The 15,856-nt window shown below is 65.4% G+C and carries 16 protein-coding genes; 6 read left to right on the forward strand and 10 right to left on the reverse strand.

Going from position 1 to position 15,856, the window contains the following annotated elements; translation table 11 throughout:
• Positions 1–26: 26 nt before the first annotated feature.
• The 7 genes from pdxR to AB5K84_RS30505 form a co-directional block, all read right to left on the reverse strand.
• Entirely contained in the window at positions 27–1,967 is a 1,941-nt protein-coding gene (pdxR, locus tag AB5K84_RS30475) for a MocR-like pyridoxine biosynthesis transcription factor PdxR (protein ID WP_441232706.1), read from the reverse strand.
• Entirely contained in the window at positions 1,954–2,484 is a 531-nt protein-coding gene (locus AB5K84_RS30480) for a flavin reductase (RefSeq protein WP_038966016.1), read from the reverse strand. The genes pdxR and AB5K84_RS30480 overlap by 14 nt, the downstream gene beginning before the upstream one ends.
• 8 nt (positions 2,485–2,492) lie before the next feature.
• Positions 2,493–3,731 carry a Zn-dependent hydrolase gene (locus AB5K84_RS30485; protein WP_244651875.1) on the reverse strand — a complete coding sequence of 413 codons (1,239 nt, stop codon included), beginning with the start codon at positions 3,729–3,731 and terminating at the stop codon, positions 2,493–2,495.
• 19 nt (positions 3,732–3,750) lie between these two features.
• Positions 3,751–4,632: an alpha/beta fold hydrolase gene (locus AB5K84_RS30490; RefSeq protein WP_038966017.1), complete on the reverse strand. Its 882-nt coding sequence runs from the start codon at positions 4,630–4,632 to the stop codon at positions 3,751–3,753.
• An 11-nt stretch (positions 4,633–4,643) separates the two neighbouring features.
• On the reverse strand, positions 4,644–5,789 hold the full coding sequence (locus tag AB5K84_RS30495; RefSeq protein WP_011086105.1) for a pyridoxal phosphate-dependent aminotransferase: 1,146 nt from the start codon (positions 5,787–5,789) through the stop codon (positions 4,644–4,646).
• A 7-nt stretch (positions 5,790–5,796) separates the two neighbouring features.
• Positions 5,797–6,576 (reverse strand): SDR family oxidoreductase, encoded by a 780-nt coding sequence (locus AB5K84_RS30500; protein ID WP_011086104.1) that lies wholly within the window; start codon positions 6,574–6,576, stop codon positions 5,797–5,799.
• A 68-nt stretch (positions 6,577–6,644) separates the two neighbouring features.
• Positions 6,645–7,322, reverse strand: coding sequence for a GntR family transcriptional regulator (locus AB5K84_RS30505; RefSeq protein WP_197535739.1), 678 nt, complete (start codon positions 7,320–7,322; stop codon positions 6,645–6,647).
• A gap of 263 nt (positions 7,323–7,585) precedes the next feature.
• Between AB5K84_RS30505 and AB5K84_RS30510 the strand changes: the two genes are divergently transcribed.
• Genes AB5K84_RS30510 through AB5K84_RS30535 form a run of 6 tightly spaced genes read left to right on the forward strand, consistent with a single transcriptional unit; the run spans position 7,586 to position 13,152 of the window.
• A complete protein-coding gene (locus tag AB5K84_RS30510; protein WP_011086102.1) occupies positions 7,586–8,449 on the forward strand; it encodes an ABC transporter ATP-binding protein in 864 nt (287 codons plus the stop codon).
• A complete protein-coding gene (locus AB5K84_RS30515; RefSeq protein WP_011086101.1) occupies positions 8,446–9,237 on the forward strand; it encodes a class II aldolase/adducin family protein in 792 nt (263 codons plus the stop codon). Before AB5K84_RS30510 ends, AB5K84_RS30515 begins: the two co-directional genes overlap by 4 nt.
• Before the next feature lie 22 nt (positions 9,238–9,259).
• Positions 9,260–10,276, forward strand: a complete 1,017-nt coding sequence (locus AB5K84_RS30520; protein WP_011086100.1) for an ABC transporter substrate-binding protein — start codon at positions 9,260–9,262, stop codon at positions 10,274–10,276.
• On the forward strand, positions 10,273–11,088 hold the full coding sequence (locus AB5K84_RS30525; protein ID WP_011086099.1) for an ABC transporter permease: 816 nt from the start codon (positions 10,273–10,275) through the stop codon (positions 11,086–11,088). Before AB5K84_RS30520 ends, AB5K84_RS30525 begins: the two co-directional genes overlap by 4 nt.
• Complete coding sequence (locus AB5K84_RS30530; protein WP_011086098.1) at positions 11,085–11,843, forward strand: ABC transporter permease; 759 nt, start codon at positions 11,085–11,087, stop codon at positions 11,841–11,843. The genes AB5K84_RS30525 and AB5K84_RS30530 overlap by 4 nt, the downstream gene beginning before the upstream one ends.
• Positions 11,844–11,847: 4 nt before the next feature.
• Positions 11,848–13,152: an LLM class flavin-dependent oxidoreductase gene (locus tag AB5K84_RS30535; RefSeq protein ID WP_011086097.1), complete on the forward strand. Its 1,305-nt coding sequence runs from the start codon at positions 11,848–11,850 to the stop codon at positions 13,150–13,152.
• Between the two features lie 210 nt (positions 13,153–13,362).
• Here AB5K84_RS30535 and AB5K84_RS30540 read toward each other — a convergent pair whose 3' ends face one another.
• From AB5K84_RS30540 to AB5K84_RS30550, 3 genes are read right to left on the reverse strand one after another with little or no spacing between them, the layout of a single operon-like run.
• On the reverse strand, positions 13,363–14,295 hold the full coding sequence (locus AB5K84_RS30540) for a dihydrodipicolinate synthase family protein (protein WP_038966023.1): 933 nt from the start codon (positions 14,293–14,295) through the stop codon (positions 13,363–13,365).
• Between the two features lie 26 nt (positions 14,296–14,321).
• Complete coding sequence (locus AB5K84_RS30545; protein ID WP_011086095.1) at positions 14,322–15,113, reverse strand: amino acid ABC transporter ATP-binding protein; 792 nt, start codon at positions 15,111–15,113, stop codon at positions 14,322–14,324.
• Entirely contained in the window at positions 15,110–15,841 is a 732-nt protein-coding gene (locus tag AB5K84_RS30550) for an amino acid ABC transporter permease (protein WP_011086094.1), read from the reverse strand. Before AB5K84_RS30550 ends, AB5K84_RS30545 begins: the two co-directional genes overlap by 4 nt.
• Between the last annotated feature and the right edge of the window lie 15 nt (positions 15,842–15,856).

Genomic DNA, 15,856 nt, shown 5'->3' on the forward strand with positions numbered 1-15,856 from the left:
GTCCAATGCCGAAACCAGAGCGCTCATCATGCATCCCTTGTCATGCCACCGACCGAGAGCGTGCGACAGAGCGATGGGCACGGGATAGGGCCAGAGTTGTCGCAAACCACTAGACCAGCGCGCGACCGGCGCCGTGCGCCACGCCACCTGCTGCACGTTTTGGTGCAGTCGTGCCCGCAGAGAGAGCACGCGAACACGGGCCGGCTCACGCGAAAAACGTGCAGCGCACCACGGAATTCTCCGGGCAAATCGCAACTCCTGCTGCGCTGCAATCCGAACGTCTGAAATCGTATGTCTAATTTGCAGGCGATCGAACGGCGCTGCGGGATCGTCGGGTGCCTATGAGCTATGCACCACGATCGGCTCTGCCTCTCTTTATTGTACGAACAGTACGAGACGATATTGCCGGGTCGGATGATGCATTGCGGGAGCTGCTGCCGATGCAAGCCGCGATTCTCGCAAGCAGCGGAGATGCATCCTCGACGCGCAGCCGATCCGAACACCAGACCTTGCAACGTCGGCTGCTCCAGAAAATTCTGCGACAGCGGCTGCACATGGATGCCAGCCTGCTTCAGGCTTGCAGCCGCTTCGCGGTCGCTCATCCGCGCCCGCATCGCCTCGGTGAACAGCGCCACCAGATGCAGTCCCGTCACCGCCGCGGACACGGTCAGATCGTCAGGCATCAGCGTGGCGATCGCATCGATCAGCGCCTTGCGCCTGGTGGCATAGGCCCGGCGCATCCCGCGCAGGTGCCGCAGCAGATGTCCCTCCCGCATGAATTCGGCGAGCGCGAGCTGACCGACGCCGGAGGTATGGACGTCGATCCGCGCGCGGCCCTTGGAGAAGCCATCGATGAAATGCCTGTTGGCGACGATGTAGCCGAGCCGCAGGTTCGGCATCATGATCTTCGAGAAGGTGCCGAAATAAATCACCCGCCCCTCGCGATCGAGCGAACGCAAGGAGGCGATCATGCTGTCCTGGTGCCTGAACTCCGAATTGTAGTCGTCCTCGATCACCCAGACATCGTTCTTGTTGGCCCAGTCGAGCAGCTCGAGACGCCGCTCCAGGCCCATGCTGACGCCGAGCGGATATTGATGCGACGGCGTGACCACGATCAGCCGGGCACCCGGCGCGCGTCGAATCCCTTCCGAGACCACCAGCCCCTTGTCGTCGACCGGAACCGGAACCAGCTTGGCGCCGGCCGCCGTGAGCGCCCACCGGGCCTCGACAAAGCCGGGCTCCTCGACCCAGACCTCGTCGCCGGGATCGAGGATCATCCGGCTACAGAAATCGAGCGCCCCCGATGTGCCTGACGTGACGACGACCTCCTCCGGCGCGCAGACCAGCCCGCGCACCGAGCCGAGGAAATTTGCGATCTCGCTGCGCAGGCGCGGATGGCCTTCGGGAGGGAGATCGAGGCACTCCTGCTCCCTCGGATTTTGCCAGGTCTGGCGCAGCAGGCGCGACCAGTCCTTGAAGGGAAACGTCGAGATATCAGGTGCGCCGGGACTGAACTCCGACGGCCAGTTGGTCTCGTAGTCGAACGCCAGCAGTGATTGCCAGCGCTTCGACATATGGGCGGGCACGGCCGCGGGCGACGCCACCGACGGCGGCTCCGCATGCGGTGTTGCGACTGACGCCACCATGACGCTGCCGCGCGGCGTCGATTCAAGATAGCCCTCGGCGTAGAGCAGATCCCACGCGGTCAACACCACCGTGCGCGAGCAGCCCAGCTCCCGCGCGATCTCCCGCGAACCCAGAAATTGCGTTCCGGCCGGAAAGACGCCGCGCAGAATGCAGCCCCGGATGTGGGCCGCGATCTGCAAGTGCAGCGGCACAGCCGACGCCCGGTCGATGTGCATCCCGGCGAGAGATACGCGCTTGTTCGGTTGACGGCTCTTGTCCATCGCGCAGAGGTGATTGTTGGAACGGCCGGCGATCGCCAGCCTCACCTCAGGATGCGTCAAGAGCGGATTCGGGTCCAGCCTCGGCTGGATCGGTCACCCCGACCGTGTGGTAGGCGCGGCCGAAATAGATCAGATTGTCGGTGCAACCGAATCTCTGCAGGGCCACGACGCGGCAGAACAGCACGTCATGCGTACCGACATTGACGGTATCGGCAATCCGGCAGTCGAACGCGGCGGAACAGTCGGCCAGCACCGGCGCACCGGTTGCGAGCGTCGACCACGCGGCCGCGGCAAACCGTTCGTCGGCGGGCACCTTGCCGCCGAACAGCCGGGACAGCGGCTCATGCCGGGCCGAGAGCACGTTGACGCACACCACCTCGTTGCGCGTCACGCTGGAGTAGGCAGAGGAGCCGCGGTTGATGCAGACCAGAAGCGTCGGCGGATCGTCGGTAACGCTGCAAATGGCGGATGCGGTAAATCCGGCGCGCCCCGCGCTGCCGTCTGTGGTCACGATGTTGACGGCCGCGCCGAGACAGGCCATCGCATCGCGGTAGTCCTGTGGGGCCACATCCTGCATCCGCATCCTCACACCGCAATGCCAGGCGCAAACGCCAGCTCGCGCAGCACCTGGGCCAGCACGGAGGCGCCGGCGGCAACATGATCGGGCTCAGCCCATTCGTGCTCGACATGGCTTGCGCCGTCGCGGCACGGGATGAAGATCATCGCGGCGGGACAGATCTTGGCAAGATGGCGGGCGTCGTGACCGGCGGCGGAGAGGATCTCCATGGCGGAATGCCCCTGCGCGCGCGCCGCTTCTGCGATGCTTGCCCGCAGGCGCGGATCGAAGGCGTTTGACGGCGCATCGACGAGCGGTGTCACCGTGACCGCGCACGGTGCGGCGTTCTGCTGGCAAAGAGCCGCGATGCGCGCGCCCGCGGCATCGAGCACCGCATTATCAGGATGACGCAGATCGATGCTGAAGCTGACGCGCGAAGGCACCACCGACGGCGCGTTCGGAACCACGGCAACGCGGCCGATGGTGAACTTGATGTCGGCATCGACCGTGCCGATCTCGGCATGGAGCGCCGACGCCATCCGCGCAAAGGCCGCGAGCGCATCCCGCCTCTCCTGCTGCGCCAGCGTGCCGGCGTGTCCTTCGGCGCCCTCGACCACCACCTGAAACGTCTTCTTGCCCTGGATGCCCGTGACGACTCCAATCGCGCAGTCGGCTGCCTCGAGCAATGGTCCCTGCTCGATGTGCAATTCGAGATACGCTCCGGCCGCGAAGCCGAGTGGCCTGTGCGGCACATCAGGCAAAGCCTGGTGGAGGCGGTCGAGCGCTTCGCCGACGCTGATGCCGTCGGCATCGCGCGCGGCGCGGATCGCATCCATGTTGCGTTCGCCGGTAAAGGCCTCCGAACCCATCATGCCCGGGGCGAAGCGCGAGCCTTCCTCGTTCATCCAGGCGACGACGATGACATCGCGTGCCGGCCTGTCACTTTGCTCGGCGAGCGAGACCGCCGCCTCTAACGCCGCCATGACACCGGCCGCGCCGTCGAATTTCCCGCCGGTCGGCTGGCTGTCGAGATGACTGCCGAGCAGAACCGGCGACGCGGCGCGATCGCGCCCGGCCAGCGTCAGGAACAGGTTTCCCGCGGCATCCGTCGACGGCGTCAAGCCCGCCTCGCGCGCCCAGCCGATAACACGGCGCCAGGCGGCAATCTCGCCGTCACTCAGCGCCTGGCGGTTGACCCCGCCGGCCGGCGTCGCGCCGATCTCGGCGAGCGCCATCAGGCGCGTCCAGAGCCGATCGGCGTTGATCAAGGTGCTCGATCCCATCGACCTACTTCGTGCGCATGATCTGGCCCGGCAGCGCGCGCGGATCGCGCGGCAGCCAGCGCCCGGCCTCGACCTGGGCGATGAACTCGGCAAGCAGCGCGTTGAACGCCGCCGGCTCCTCGAGATTGAGCGTGTGGCCGGTCTTGGGGAAGACCGAGAGACCGCAGGCCGGAATGGTCTTCTTCAGGAAGATGCCGGGCTGGAGACAATGATCGTCCTCGTCACCGACGACGACCAGCGTCGGCACCATCATCTTCTTCAGGCCGTCTTCGAGATCGTAGAAGGACGGCCGCCGTGCCTGGACCCCGCGCATGGTGTTGGCGGCGCCGCGATCGGAATGGGTAGCAAGGCAATCGGCGAATTCCTTCCAGCCGCGCGGATCCTTGTTCTGGAACTGCACCCGGCTCGCGCCGAGCGCGTAGATCTTCGAAAATTCCTTGGCGCCCTGCTTCTCGAAATTGTCGGCAACTTCGAGCGAGACGCCGCGAAAATATTCTTCGAACTCCTTCTCGCAGCCATAGCCTGCGCCGGCCACCGTGAGCGACAAGGCACGCTCCGGCGTGCGCAGGCCGAAATGCACCGTACAGAAACCGCCCATCGACAGGCCGACGATGTGCGCCTTCTCGATTCGGAGCGCGTCGAGCACGGCGACCGCATCGTCCGCGGCAATCGCCTGCGAATAGGCTTCCACGCTGTCGGGCACATCCGACGGCGGATAGCCGCGCGCGGCGTAGGTGATGCAGCGATGGCGCCGGCTGAAATAGCGCAGCTGCGGCTCCCAGCTTTCGTGATTGCCGCCGAATTCATGGATGAAGAGGATCGGCGTGCCCGCGCCCGCCTCTTCCACATGGAGCTTCACACCGTCTTTGGTGGTGATCATCGTCATCGGCATATTCCCTAGAATTGCGGCGGCAGGTCGTTGAGCGTGCGCGCCTGCGCAACCATGTCCGGCAGCAGCGTGCAGAGCTTTTCGACCCACGCCTGCGGCACGGAGGTGCTGATCTTGACGAAGCGGTCGCCGAAGCGCTGCGTATGATACGTGCCCTGGCGGATCATGATGCCCTGGCGGCGATAGCACTCGACCAGCGCCTCGGGACGGATGCCCGCTGCGATGGTCTCCAGCACCAGAAAGTTTCCGTGCGAGGGCATGATCGGCAGCGCCAGCCCTTCGATCGCGGCCGCCGCCTCCTGGATCATCGCCTTGTTGGACCGGTCGGTGCTGCGGACCTTCTTCATCCACTCAGCCTTGACGGAAAGTCCCGCCTGCGCCGCACGCTGGGCGATCACGCTCGCACCGAGCACGCTCGTGGATGTCAGCGCCAGTTCCTCGAACAGGTCCGGCGCGGCGACCAGAGCGCCGATCCGCAGGCCGGCAAGCCCGAGCCATTTCGAAAAGCTGGTCGAGACGACCGAGCCTTGCGGCGCCACGTGGAGCGACGGGGTGTGGCCGTCGGCGAAATCGCGGTAGGTGCAGTCGTGCACCAGCAGCGCGCCCCAATCGCGCGCGATCGCCGCGAAGCTCTCGATCTCCTCGCGGGTGTAGCGAATGCCGAGCGGATTGTTGGGATCGACGAGATAGATGATCGCGGTGCGCTCGTCGACATTCGCCTTCAACGCCTCGGGCGTCAGGCGGTAGTTGCAGGCCGGATCGTAGATCGGAATTTCGATCACTTCGGCGCCCTGCTGGCGCGCGAACAGGCACGGCCATTTCCAGGTCGGATCGGTCGTCACCAGCGTCGTTCCGGGCTTGCAGCGCGCACGGCAGATCATCGCCAGCGCGTTGACGCCGCCCTCGGTCACCAGCGCCTCTGCGCCGGGCACACCGAGGTCGGCGACGATCGCGGCACGCAGCGCCTCGAAGCCGAGCGGCGGGGCATAGGCATTGAACTCGCCAGCCTCGATCGAGCGCAGCATCGCCTCGCGCACGGCGGGGTGGCTCTCGATATGGTTGGTGTTCTGCCCGAGCCAGTAGAGCCCCGGCGTCGCCGAGAGCTCGTCGAAATAGCGGTTGCGGACCAGTGCCGCGGATTGAGGCTTCGACATCGAGGCCTCAGATCACCGAGCCGCGCGCGGCGATGCCGCCGTCGATCGTCACCACCGTGCCGGTGATGTAGCCGGACCTCGGCGAGGACAGGAAGGCGACGAGATCGGCGACCTCCTCCGACGTCGCGGGGCGCTTGCCGGGATATTTGTCGAACAGCTCCTCCCAGCGGCTTTCGTCGCCGAGCATGTCGATCGCCTTGCGCTTCATGATCTTGAGCATGCGGTCGGTGGCAACCGGCCCCGGATTGACCGCGACGACGCGCACGCCGTGATCGAGGCTGCGGCCGCCGAGCGCCTTGGTGAAGGACATCAGCGCCGCGTTGCCGGTCGAGCCGGCGATGTAGCTCGCGTCCCAGTTCTCGCCGGAATTGCCGATGATGTTGATGATGACGCCGTCCTTGCCCTTCATGCGCGGATAATAAAGACGCGACAGCGTGATGTAGCCGAACACCTTGAGATCGAAGCCGCGCCGCCAGGCGGCATCATCGAGGATTTCCAGCGAGCCGGCCGGGATGTCGCCGGCATTGTTGACGAGGATGTCAATGTCGCCGACCTCGGCCGCGAGCTTCTCCATCGCGGCCGTGCTCGACAGGTCGAGCGCGTGGATGGTGATCTTCACGCCAAAGCGGGCTTCCAGATCACGCTTGGCCTGGAGCATCGCCTCGCCATTGCGGGCGGCCAGATGCAGGTGACAGCCCTCCGCGGCGAAGAGCTCGGCCACCGCAAGTCCAATTCCTTTCGACGCGCCGGTGATCAGGGCGGTCTTGTTCGTCAGCTTCAGGTCCACTCCGGGTCTCCAGGATGCAAGCTAGATATACAAGGTCTAGCAATTTGCATACCAAGCGACCCGAGGGGTCATTCGAAGGCGGCGAGGAAGTCCAGAAGGTTGTCGCCGAGCAGGTTGACGTGGTCCCGCATGGCGCTGTGCGCCCGCTCGGGATCGTGGGCCAGGATCGCCTGCATGATCGCCTCATGCTCGCGAACGGTGTCGGCAATCCGGTTCGGCATGCGCGTCACCCGGCGGCGATACGCCGCCACCTGGTTGCGCAGCTTGCGGGTCTGCTCGGCCAGGAAGGCGTTGCGCGAGGCCTCATAGATCGCCTCGTGAAATTCCTGGTTGATGTCGTAGAAGACATCGATGTCGCCGGTTTCACCTGCCGCCACAAGCCGCTGGTGAATCTCGCCAATTTCAGTCCCCCAGGCCTGGGAGACGCGCCGCGCGGCGAGCCGCGCGCAGAGCCCTTCCAGCTCCGCCATGACCTGGAACATCTCGATCAGCGCCTGCGCCTTGATGCTGCGGACCGTCGCCCCTTGCCGGCCGCGCAGTTCGACCAGATTGTTGGCGGCCATCAGACGGAATGCCTCCCGCACCGGCGTGCGCGAGACGCCGAAGCGCTGGGCGATCTCCTGCTCGTCGAGCCGGCTGCCCGGCTCGAGATGCCCCGCCGCGATCGCCCCTTCGAGCTTCTGGCGCAGGCTCTCGGCGAGCGTCATGCCGGGGCCCGCCGCCAGGGTTTCGTGCCCATTTTTCACGCGCCTGCCTCCGGCATGTGCACCAATATCCGCCATCATGTTTCTCCGATATCGATATACGTATACAAAATGGCACCAACCTTCCAGTGAGCCGGCCGATTTTCTGGCGGAGACGCGTGCATCTCCGGGATATCCACCTGCCAACTCGCAAATCTTATGCCTGATTTGCCGCGAAATCGCACTGGCACACGAGTTGCTAAGAGATTTCGACGCGGTCCGCTTTCGTATGCGAATGGCCGCCGCCATTATACAAGGACATCCCGGTGCAGGCTGCCCGCCTCCCCGATCCCGGACCGGCCATCGAGGCCCCTCAGGCTCACCCGAAGCCTGGGCCGCTGCTCGAGCTGCGCGCGATCGACAAGACCTTCGGCTCCGTTGCGGCACTGTCCGGACTTCAGGCGAGCGTCGCCCCCGGCGAGTTCGTCACCGTCGTCGGCCCGAGCGGCTGCGGCAAGAGCACCCTCTTTAATATTGTCGCCGGCCTGGAAGAGCCCGACGCCGGCGGCATCCTGCGCTTCGAAGGCAAGAGCTGCCACGCCGCCGACCTGCTCGGCCGCGTCTCCTTCATGCCGCAGCGCGACCTGCTGTTTCCCTGGCGCAATGTCGTCGACAACGCCATCCTCGCGCTCGAGGTCGAGGGCATGCCGCGCGAGCAGGCGCGCGCAAAGGCGCTGAAGATGCTGCCCGAGTTCGGGCTCGCCGGCTTCGAGAAGCAATATCCCAACCAATTGTCGGGCGGCATGCGCCAGCGCGTCGCCCTGATGCGCACCTTCCTGTTCGAACGCGACCTGATGCTGCTGGACGAGCCGTTCGGCGCGCTCGATGCGCTGACGCGGGCGATGATGCAGCGCTGGCTGCTCGACGTCTGGCAGAAATACCGCCGCACCATTCTCTTCATCACCCATGACGTCGACGAGGCGATCTTCCTCGGCGACCGCGTGCTGGTGATGACCGCGCGTCCCGGCTCGGTGAAGCTCGAACAGGTCGTCGACCTGCCCCGCCCGCGCCGGCCCGAAATCGTCACCTCCCCCGAATTCGTGCGCCTCAAGCGCACGCTGCTCGATGCGATCGAGGAGGAAAGCATGAAGTCGTTCCAATCCTCCATCGCGCAGGAGAAGACGCCGTGAATGCGATGTCAGCGAGAGAGCCGCAAGCCGCGCCGCGCGGCATCGAACCGGCCGAGTGGGATGCCCGGGTCAAGCTCGCGGCCTGCTATCGCATGGTCGCCAAGCTCGGGATGGACGACCTGATCTACAACCACATCTCCTTGCGCGTGCCCGGCCACGAGGACCAGTTCCTCATCAATCCCTACGGCCTGCTGTTCGACGAGATCACGGCATCGAGCCTGGTCAAGATCGACACCAAGGGCAACAAGCTCGACGACACGCCGCAGGCGGTCAACGTCGCGGCCTTCGTCATCCATGCCGCGATCCACACCGCGAACCACGACGCGGCCTGCGTGCTGCACACCCATTCCGACGCGAGCGTCGCGGTCTCAGGGCAAGAGAAAGGCCTGTTGCCGCTCAGCCAGTTCGCGATGCGCTTCTACGACCGCCAGGCCTTTCACGACTACGAAGGCGTCGCCATCGACCTCGACGAGCAGGTTCGCCTGGTGCGCGACCTCGGCCCGCACAAGGTGATGCTGATGCGCAATCACGGCATCCTCACCGTCGGACGGACGCCGGGCGAGGCCTTCATGCTGCTGTATTATTTCGAACGCGCCGCGCGGATCCAGCTCCAGATGCAGGCGGCGGCCGCAGCCGGCGCCAAGCTGGTGATGCCGCCGCACGAGGTCTGCGAGAAAGCAGCGCGCCAGTTCTGGGAATTGCAGGGCGACATCCTCGTGCCCGGCGAACGCGAATGGCCGGCGCTGATGCGCCAGCTCGACCGCACCGATCCGTCCTACCGCCATTGATTTCACCGCCTGGAGTTTGACCATGTTGAGCCGACGCCACGCCCTCTCCGTCCTCTCCGCCATCGCACTGGCGACCGGCTCGCTTGTCACGGCCGCGCCCGCCGCCGAATTGCAGAAGGCCAGCCTGCGCTTGAAATGGCTGCCGCAGGCGCAGTTCGCCGGCTTCTACGTTGCGGCGGCCAAGGGCTACTACAAGGCCGAGGGCATCGACCTCACCATCAATCCCGGCGGACCCAACCTGCTCACCGAAAACTTGGTCGCGACCGGCGCCGACACGTTCGGCCTCTCCGGCGGCACCGACAGCGTCTTCGCGGCGCGCGACAAGGGACTGCCGATCGTCTGCATCGGCGTGTCGCACCAGATCACCCCGTTCATCTTCGTCACCCGCAAGGACGGGCCGGTGAAGACGATCCAGGATTTCAAGGGCAAGACCGTCACCACCTGGTTTACCGGCGCCAACCATGTGCTGAACGGCATGCTGGCCAAGGAAGGCATCAAGCCGGATGAGTTGAAGATCCAGCCGCAGCAGGTTTCGGTGACGCCCTTCGTCGACGGCAGCGTCGATGTGGTCACGGCGACCTATTACAACGAGTTCTACACCATCCAGTCGCGCATGCCGAAGGACAGTTTGAAGACCTTCGTCGCCGAGGACTACGGCATCACCTTCCCGCGCGACACGCTGATCGTGGCCGAGGCGACCGCCAAGGAGAAGCCGGAGCTGGTCAAGGCGTTCCTGCGCGCTTCTCTCAAAGGCTGGAAGGACGCCTTCGCAGACCCCAAGGGTGCCGTCGATACCGTGATGGCCGCGGCTCCGACGCTCGACCGCGCGCAGCAGGAGTTCATGCTCACCGAGGTAAAGCGCCTGATGACCGCAGGCACGGCGGCGAAGAACGGCATGTTCTGGATCGATGCCGACGCGGTCAAGACCGCCCACGACTTCTTCCTGAAGTACGGCGTCATTTCCAAGCCGCTGGATCTTGCCGCCGCGTATGATGCAAGCTTCATCCAGAGCGTTCCGCTGGCGGACCGGCTGCCGTGAGCAGCCCTTCGGCGGCATCGCTTGGCAAGAGCTGGGTTGCTGCGCAGCGCATCGCGATGCCGGCTTCGTTGCGCAAGCTGGTCCGGCTCCTGCTGGGCCTTGCGATTGCGGCGGTGATCTGGGAAGGCTCGGTGCAGCTGTTCGGCATCCGGCCTTATTACCTGCCGCGCCTCAGCACGATCCTGATGGCGATCGCGGCGACGCCTCGCGCCTATGTCGACGGCTTCCTGCGCACGCTCGCCGAAACGCTGATCGGCTTTGCTTCGGGCGGGGCGTTCGGCGTGCTCATGGGCGTCGTGTTCTTCCGCATCCGCGCGCTGCGCGAGATGGTGTTTCCGATCTTCGTGGTGTCGCAGACCATTCCGGTCATCGCCTTCGGGGCGCTCGTGGTGCTGTGGTTTGGCAATACACTGCTCGCCAAGGCGATCATCGCGTTCTATTTGACCTTCTTTCCGGTGACGGTGAACACGCTGCTGGGCCTCGAAACCGTCGATCCCAAGCAGGTCGCCTTGATGCACAGCTTTGGCGCTTCCAACCGCCAGCTCCTGCTCCGCTTGCAGCTTCCAACCGCACTGCCACAGATCTTCGTCGCGCTGCGCCTTGCTGCATCGCTGAGCCTCGTCGGGGCCATCGTCGGCGAATGGTTCGGCGACACCACCGGGCTCGGCGTGCTGCTGCTCCAGGCCATGTTCACCGAGAACGTCGTCGCGATCTGGGCCGCCCTGCTCGCCGCGGCGCTGCTCGGCACCGGCTTCTATGCGGTGGTCGCCGCGGTGGAGCGACGGCTGGTGTTCTGGAGCGCCGAGCAATGAGCCGCGCGATCGCCTCCCCCTCGCTCGCCGTCCAGCGCGGTATTCTCGGTGCCGTCCTGCTGATCGCGTGTTGGGAAGGCGCGGCGCGCGGACTGCATCTGCCGGCCTATGTCCTGCCCGCCGTCACCGACATCCTCGCCGGCCTCTGGTCCAAGCGCGCGACGCTCATCGACGCTGCCGGTTACACCCTGCTCGAAGCGCTGGTCGGCTACGGACTCGGCTGCCTGATCGGTATCGGCCTCGCCGTCGCAATCGCATTGGTTCCGGCGCTTCGCAGTGCGATCCTGCCGCTGGCCACCGCGATCAATTCGGTGCCCGTGGTCGGCTATTCGCCGCTGATCCTGCTCTGGTTCGGCATCGGCGTCAGCTCGAAGATCGTGATGGTGGCGATGGCGGTGAGCTTCACCATCCTGCTCTCGATGCTGGCCGGGCTCGACCGTGTCGACCGCCGCGCCGTCGATCTCATGAAGAGTTTTGGCGCAAGCCGCTTCGGTGTGCTGTGGCGCCTGCGCCTGCCGACGGCCCTGCCACTGCTGCTCGCGGGCATGCGCGTCTCGACGGTGCGCAGCGTGATCGTCGCGATCGTCACCGAGATGCTCGGCGCGCATGGCGGGCTCGGCTGGGTGATCTACCAGGCCGTGCTCCAGATCGACTTCGTCCAGGTCTGGGCGGCGATCGTCGTCGCATCGGCGGCGAGCCTCGCCTTCTTCGGCCTGATCGGTTTCCTCGAACGCAAGATCCTGTTCTGGACATGACGCCATGAAACGACAGATGCATCTCGGCCTGTTCATCCTGGGAACCGGCAGCCACGTCGCCGGCTGGCGCTATCCAGGCGCGGTCGACAGCTTCCAGGACTTTGCAGCGATCCAGGAGATCGGCCGCACCGCCGAGCGCGGCAAGTTCGACTTGATCTTCATGGGCGACAATCTCTATGCCGATGCCGCCGCCCATCCCTCCTACACGCTGCGGCTCGAGCCGTTGACGATGCTGGCCGCGCTCGCGACTTCGACCAGCCATATCGGGCTGGGCGCCACCGTCTCGACCACCTACAGCGATCCGTTCTCGGTCGCGCGCGTGTTCGCCTCGCTCGACCACATCTCCAGGGGCCGCGCGGCGTGGAATGCGGTGACGACGGCCAATCCGGCGACCGCTGCGAATTTCGGCACCACCCATCCCGACCACGCGCGGCGTTACGAGATGGCCGGCGAGTTCCTCGACGTCGTCAAGGGCCTGTGGGACGGCTGGGCGGATGACGCCATCGTCGCCGACCGCAGCAGTGGCGTCTACATCGATCCGGCAAAACTCCGCCCGATCGACCATGACGGCGCCTTCTTCAAGGTAAAGGGCCCGCTCAACATCGGCCGCAGCCCGCAAGGTCGCCCCGTGGTGCTCCAGGCCGGCGGTTCCGAGGCCGGACAGGCGCTCGCCGCGCGCACCGCCGATATCGTGTTCTCGGTGGTGCAGGATCTCGAGGAGGCCAAGGCCGGTTACACCTCGCTGAAGACGCGGCTGCCGGCCTTCGGCCGCAAGACCGACGATGTCACGGTGCTGCCGGGCGTGATGCCCGTCGTCGGCCGCACCGACAAGGAGGCGTTCGAGAAGCTCAACGTGCTCCAGAGCTTTGTCAGCGGCAGCAATGCGCTCGCGATCCTGTCCGATCGCTTCGGCCGGGACATGTCGGCCTGCGATCTCGACGGGCCGATCCCGGACATCGCACCGTCCGACAGCTATCACAGTTTCGCCAGCGTCATGCTCGCCAAGGGCCGCCGCGAGAACATGACGCTGCGCGATCTCTACAATCTCACCGCCGCCGCCCGCGGCCATTGGGTGCTGTGCGGCTCGGCCGAGCGCATCGCCGATACGCTCGAGCAATGGTTCGAGCAGCACGCCGCCGACGGCTTCAACGTCATGCCGCCTTATTTCCACGAAGGGTTCGAGGATTTCGTCGAGCTCGTCGTACCCATCCTGCAGGAGCGTGGGCTGTTCCGCGCGGACTATGAGGGGACGACGTTGCGGGATCACCTCGGCCTTGCGCGGCCGGCCAATCCGTTCTTCGCGGCTTAGAAGATGATGAAGTCAGGTCTGACTGCGAGCCGCGAGGCAGGTACGCTCCCTCTCCCGCTTGCGGGAGAGGGTTGGGGAGAGGGTGTCTCCGCGGTGGGATTCCCCAAGAGGATAGAACCCTCACCCGGCGCAAATGCGCCGACCTCTCCCGCAAGCGGGAGAGGTGGCCGATCCCGCCGCGAGATCGAGTCAACCAAAAGCCATCAGGCTTCAGAGCGCGCCGGCGCTCCGCAGCGCTTGCTCGAGTGCCCGCAACTCATTTGAAGTTGCCCGCGGCTGCGGCGGTCGCGCCGCGTCACATGAGAGACGCCCAAGCAATTTCAGGCAGGCCTTGAGTCGCACCGTCGCGCGTCCTCCCGGCGCATCGCGATAGATCGCGACCGCAAGCGGATAGAGCTTCTCGTGCGCGGCCCGCGCCCGCTCCCAATCACCGGCTTCAGCCGCATTCCAGAGGCTGACGACAAGCTCCGGCACGACGCAGGCAAGGCTGACCTGGCTGCCGGCCGAGCCGACGAGGTAGCTTGTCAGCAGATGTTCGTCGCCGGAGCCGAGCACGATGAACTCCGGACGCAGCTTGCGGATCAGCCGCAGGTTCTGTTCGTACGTCGCGACCTCCCAGCTGCCCTCCTTGATCGCAACGAAGCGAGGGTCGGCAACCAGTTGCTCCAGCAGCGACGGTGCATAAGCCATGGCACCCGCACCGACCGGCGCGGCGTAGAGCATCAGCGGCACGGAGGTGGCATCGCGGATATGGCGGTGATGTGCGATGACACAATCATCGGCGTGTGCGAGCGCCCAGCTGTTGGGAGGAAACACCAGAAGCCCGTCCGCGCCCGCCCGCTCCAGCACAGCCGCCTCGCGCGCGGCCTCCAGGCTCGATTCGTGATTGACGCCAGAGACGATCAGGCAGTCTTTCGGTGCGTACTCGCGCGCCAGCTCCACCACGCGCTGTTTTTCGGCGAGCGACAGCACAAAATTCTCACCGGCATGGCCGTTGACCAGGAGCCCATTGATGCCCGGCGTGGACGCGACCGCGGCGAGATGCGCCGCCAGACTTGTCTCATCGATCTCGAACTCAGCCGTCATCGGCACGATCGTGGCGGCATGAATGCCGCGAAGGCGATCGCTGAATGTTTGCGTCATCTCGCCGGACACCGCAGCCGCGCCCGCTAATGGATGATCTGGTCGAGGAACGTCCGCGCCCGTTCGGACTTCGGATGCTGGAAGAACTCCTCCGGTGCGGCCTGCTCCACGACCTTGCCCTCGTTCATGAACACGATGCGGTCGGCGACCTCGCGGGCGAAGCCCATCTCGTGCGTCACGCACAGCATGGTCATACCCTCCTCCGCGAGCTTCTTCATGGTCTCCAGCACCTCCTTGACCATCTCGGGGTCCAGCGCGGAGGTCGGCTCGTCGAACAGCATGATCTTCGGCCGCATGCACAGCGCGCGTGCGATGGCGACGCGCTGCTGCTGGCCGCCCGAGAGCTGCCCGGGAAATTTTTCGGCCTGGTCCGGAATGCGGACTTTTGTCAGGAAATGCATGGCGAGGTCCTTGGCTTCTGCCTCGCTCATGCTGTTCACGGTCATCGGGGCCAGGATGCAGTTCTCCAGCACGGTCATGTGCGGAAACAGATTAAAACTCTGGAACACCATGCCGGTGTCGCGCCTGACCGCGTCGATGTTCTTGCGCTGGCGATCGAGCTCGACGCCGTTGACGTAGATCAGGCCCTCGTCGTGCTTCTCGATGTGGTTGATGCAGCGGATCAGCGTCGACTTGCCCGAGCCGGAGGGACCGCAGACCACAATCTTCTCGCCTTTGGCGACCTTGAGATCGACCTCGTTCAACGCGGTGAAGTCGCCATAGTGCTTGTAGACGGCCTCCATGCGAACCGCAGGCACATCGCGGAGCTGCGTTGCACCTTCGACGCCGCTAGCCGCATTCATCGATATCTCGCTCATGCCCGGGCCTCCACGCTCGCCTGCGCAACCGGCGCCCTCGCCGCGACGCGCCTCGACTTCGCAGCGCTCGACCGACCAAAGTGCTTCTCCAGCCGGCGTTGAACCGCATCCCAGACCGAGGTGAGGATCAGGTAATAGGCCGTGGCCGCCGCATAGACTTCAAGGATCTGGAAATGCTCCTGCATCAGCATGTCGCTGCGGCGCATGAGCTCCTCGACCGAGATCACCGAGGCGAGCGACGTCGCCTTCAAGAGCGAGTTGATGGAGTTGCCGAGCGGCGGGATCATCAGCCGGAACGCCTGCGGCAGGGTCACCCGGCGGAACGTCACCCAGGGCGACAGGCTGAGCGCCCAGGCGGCTTCGCGCTGTCCCGCCGAAACGGCCATGAAGCCGCTGCGCACGATCTCGGCGAGGTAGGCCGCCTCGTTGAGGATCAGGCCGACCAGCGCGCAGGTGATAACGGAGAACTTGATCCCCAGCTGCGGCAAGCCGCTGTAGATCACCACGAGCTGGATCAGCAGCGGCGTGCCGCGGAAGAACCAGATGTAGAAGCGCGACGCGCCCGACAGCACCGGGTTGGACGACATGCGCATCAACGCGATGCCCATGCCGAGGATCAATCCGCCGATGACCGCCGCCACCGTCAGGCCGATGGTGACGAGCACCCCCTTCATCAGGAAGTAGTTGAAGAAGTAGTTGACGGCGGCCGTCGGACTGAAATGGCTCATCGGCTCGTCTCCGTA

Origin of the sequence: Bradyrhizobium sp. 1200_D9_N1_1 (genome assembly GCF_052075915.1) — a bacterium.
Classification (GTDB): domain Bacteria; phylum Pseudomonadota; class Alphaproteobacteria; order Rhizobiales; family Xanthobacteraceae; genus Bradyrhizobium; species Bradyrhizobium diazoefficiens.

What these genes read in the sequence shown, in the direction of transcription:
- AB5K84_RS30535 (WP_011086097.1), top strand. Translation starts at nt 11,848, where the DNA reads ATGAAACGACAGATGCATCTCGGCCTGTTCATCCTGGGAACCGGCAGC.
- AB5K84_RS30495 (WP_011086105.1), bottom strand. Translation starts at nt 5,789, where the DNA reads ATGTCGAAGCCTCAATCCGCGGCACTGGTCCGCAACCGCTATTTCGAC.
- AB5K84_RS30480 (WP_038966016.1), bottom strand. Translation starts at nt 2,484, where the DNA reads ATGCAGGATGTGGCCCCACAGGACTACCGCGATGCGATGGCCTGTCTC.
- AB5K84_RS30545 (WP_011086095.1), bottom strand. Translation starts at nt 15,113, where the DNA reads ATGAGCGAGATATCGATGAATGCGGCTAGCGGCGTCGAAGGTGCAACG.
- AB5K84_RS30490 (WP_038966017.1), bottom strand. Translation starts at nt 4,632, where the DNA reads ATGACGATGATCACCACCAAAGACGGTGTGAAGCTCCATGTGGAAGAG.
- AB5K84_RS30540 (WP_038966023.1), bottom strand. Translation starts at nt 14,295, where the DNA reads ATGACGCAAACATTCAGCGATCGCCTTCGCGGCATTCATGCCGCCACG.
- AB5K84_RS30520 (WP_011086100.1), top strand. Translation starts at nt 9,260, where the DNA reads ATGTTGAGCCGACGCCACGCCCTCTCCGTCCTCTCCGCCATCGCACTG.
- AB5K84_RS30530 (WP_011086098.1), top strand. Translation starts at nt 11,085, where the DNA reads ATGAGCCGCGCGATCGCCTCCCCCTCGCTCGCCGTCCAGCGCGGTATT.
- AB5K84_RS30550 (WP_011086094.1), bottom strand. Translation starts at nt 15,841, where the DNA reads ATGAGCCATTTCAGTCCGACGGCCGCCGTCAACTACTTCTTCAACTAC.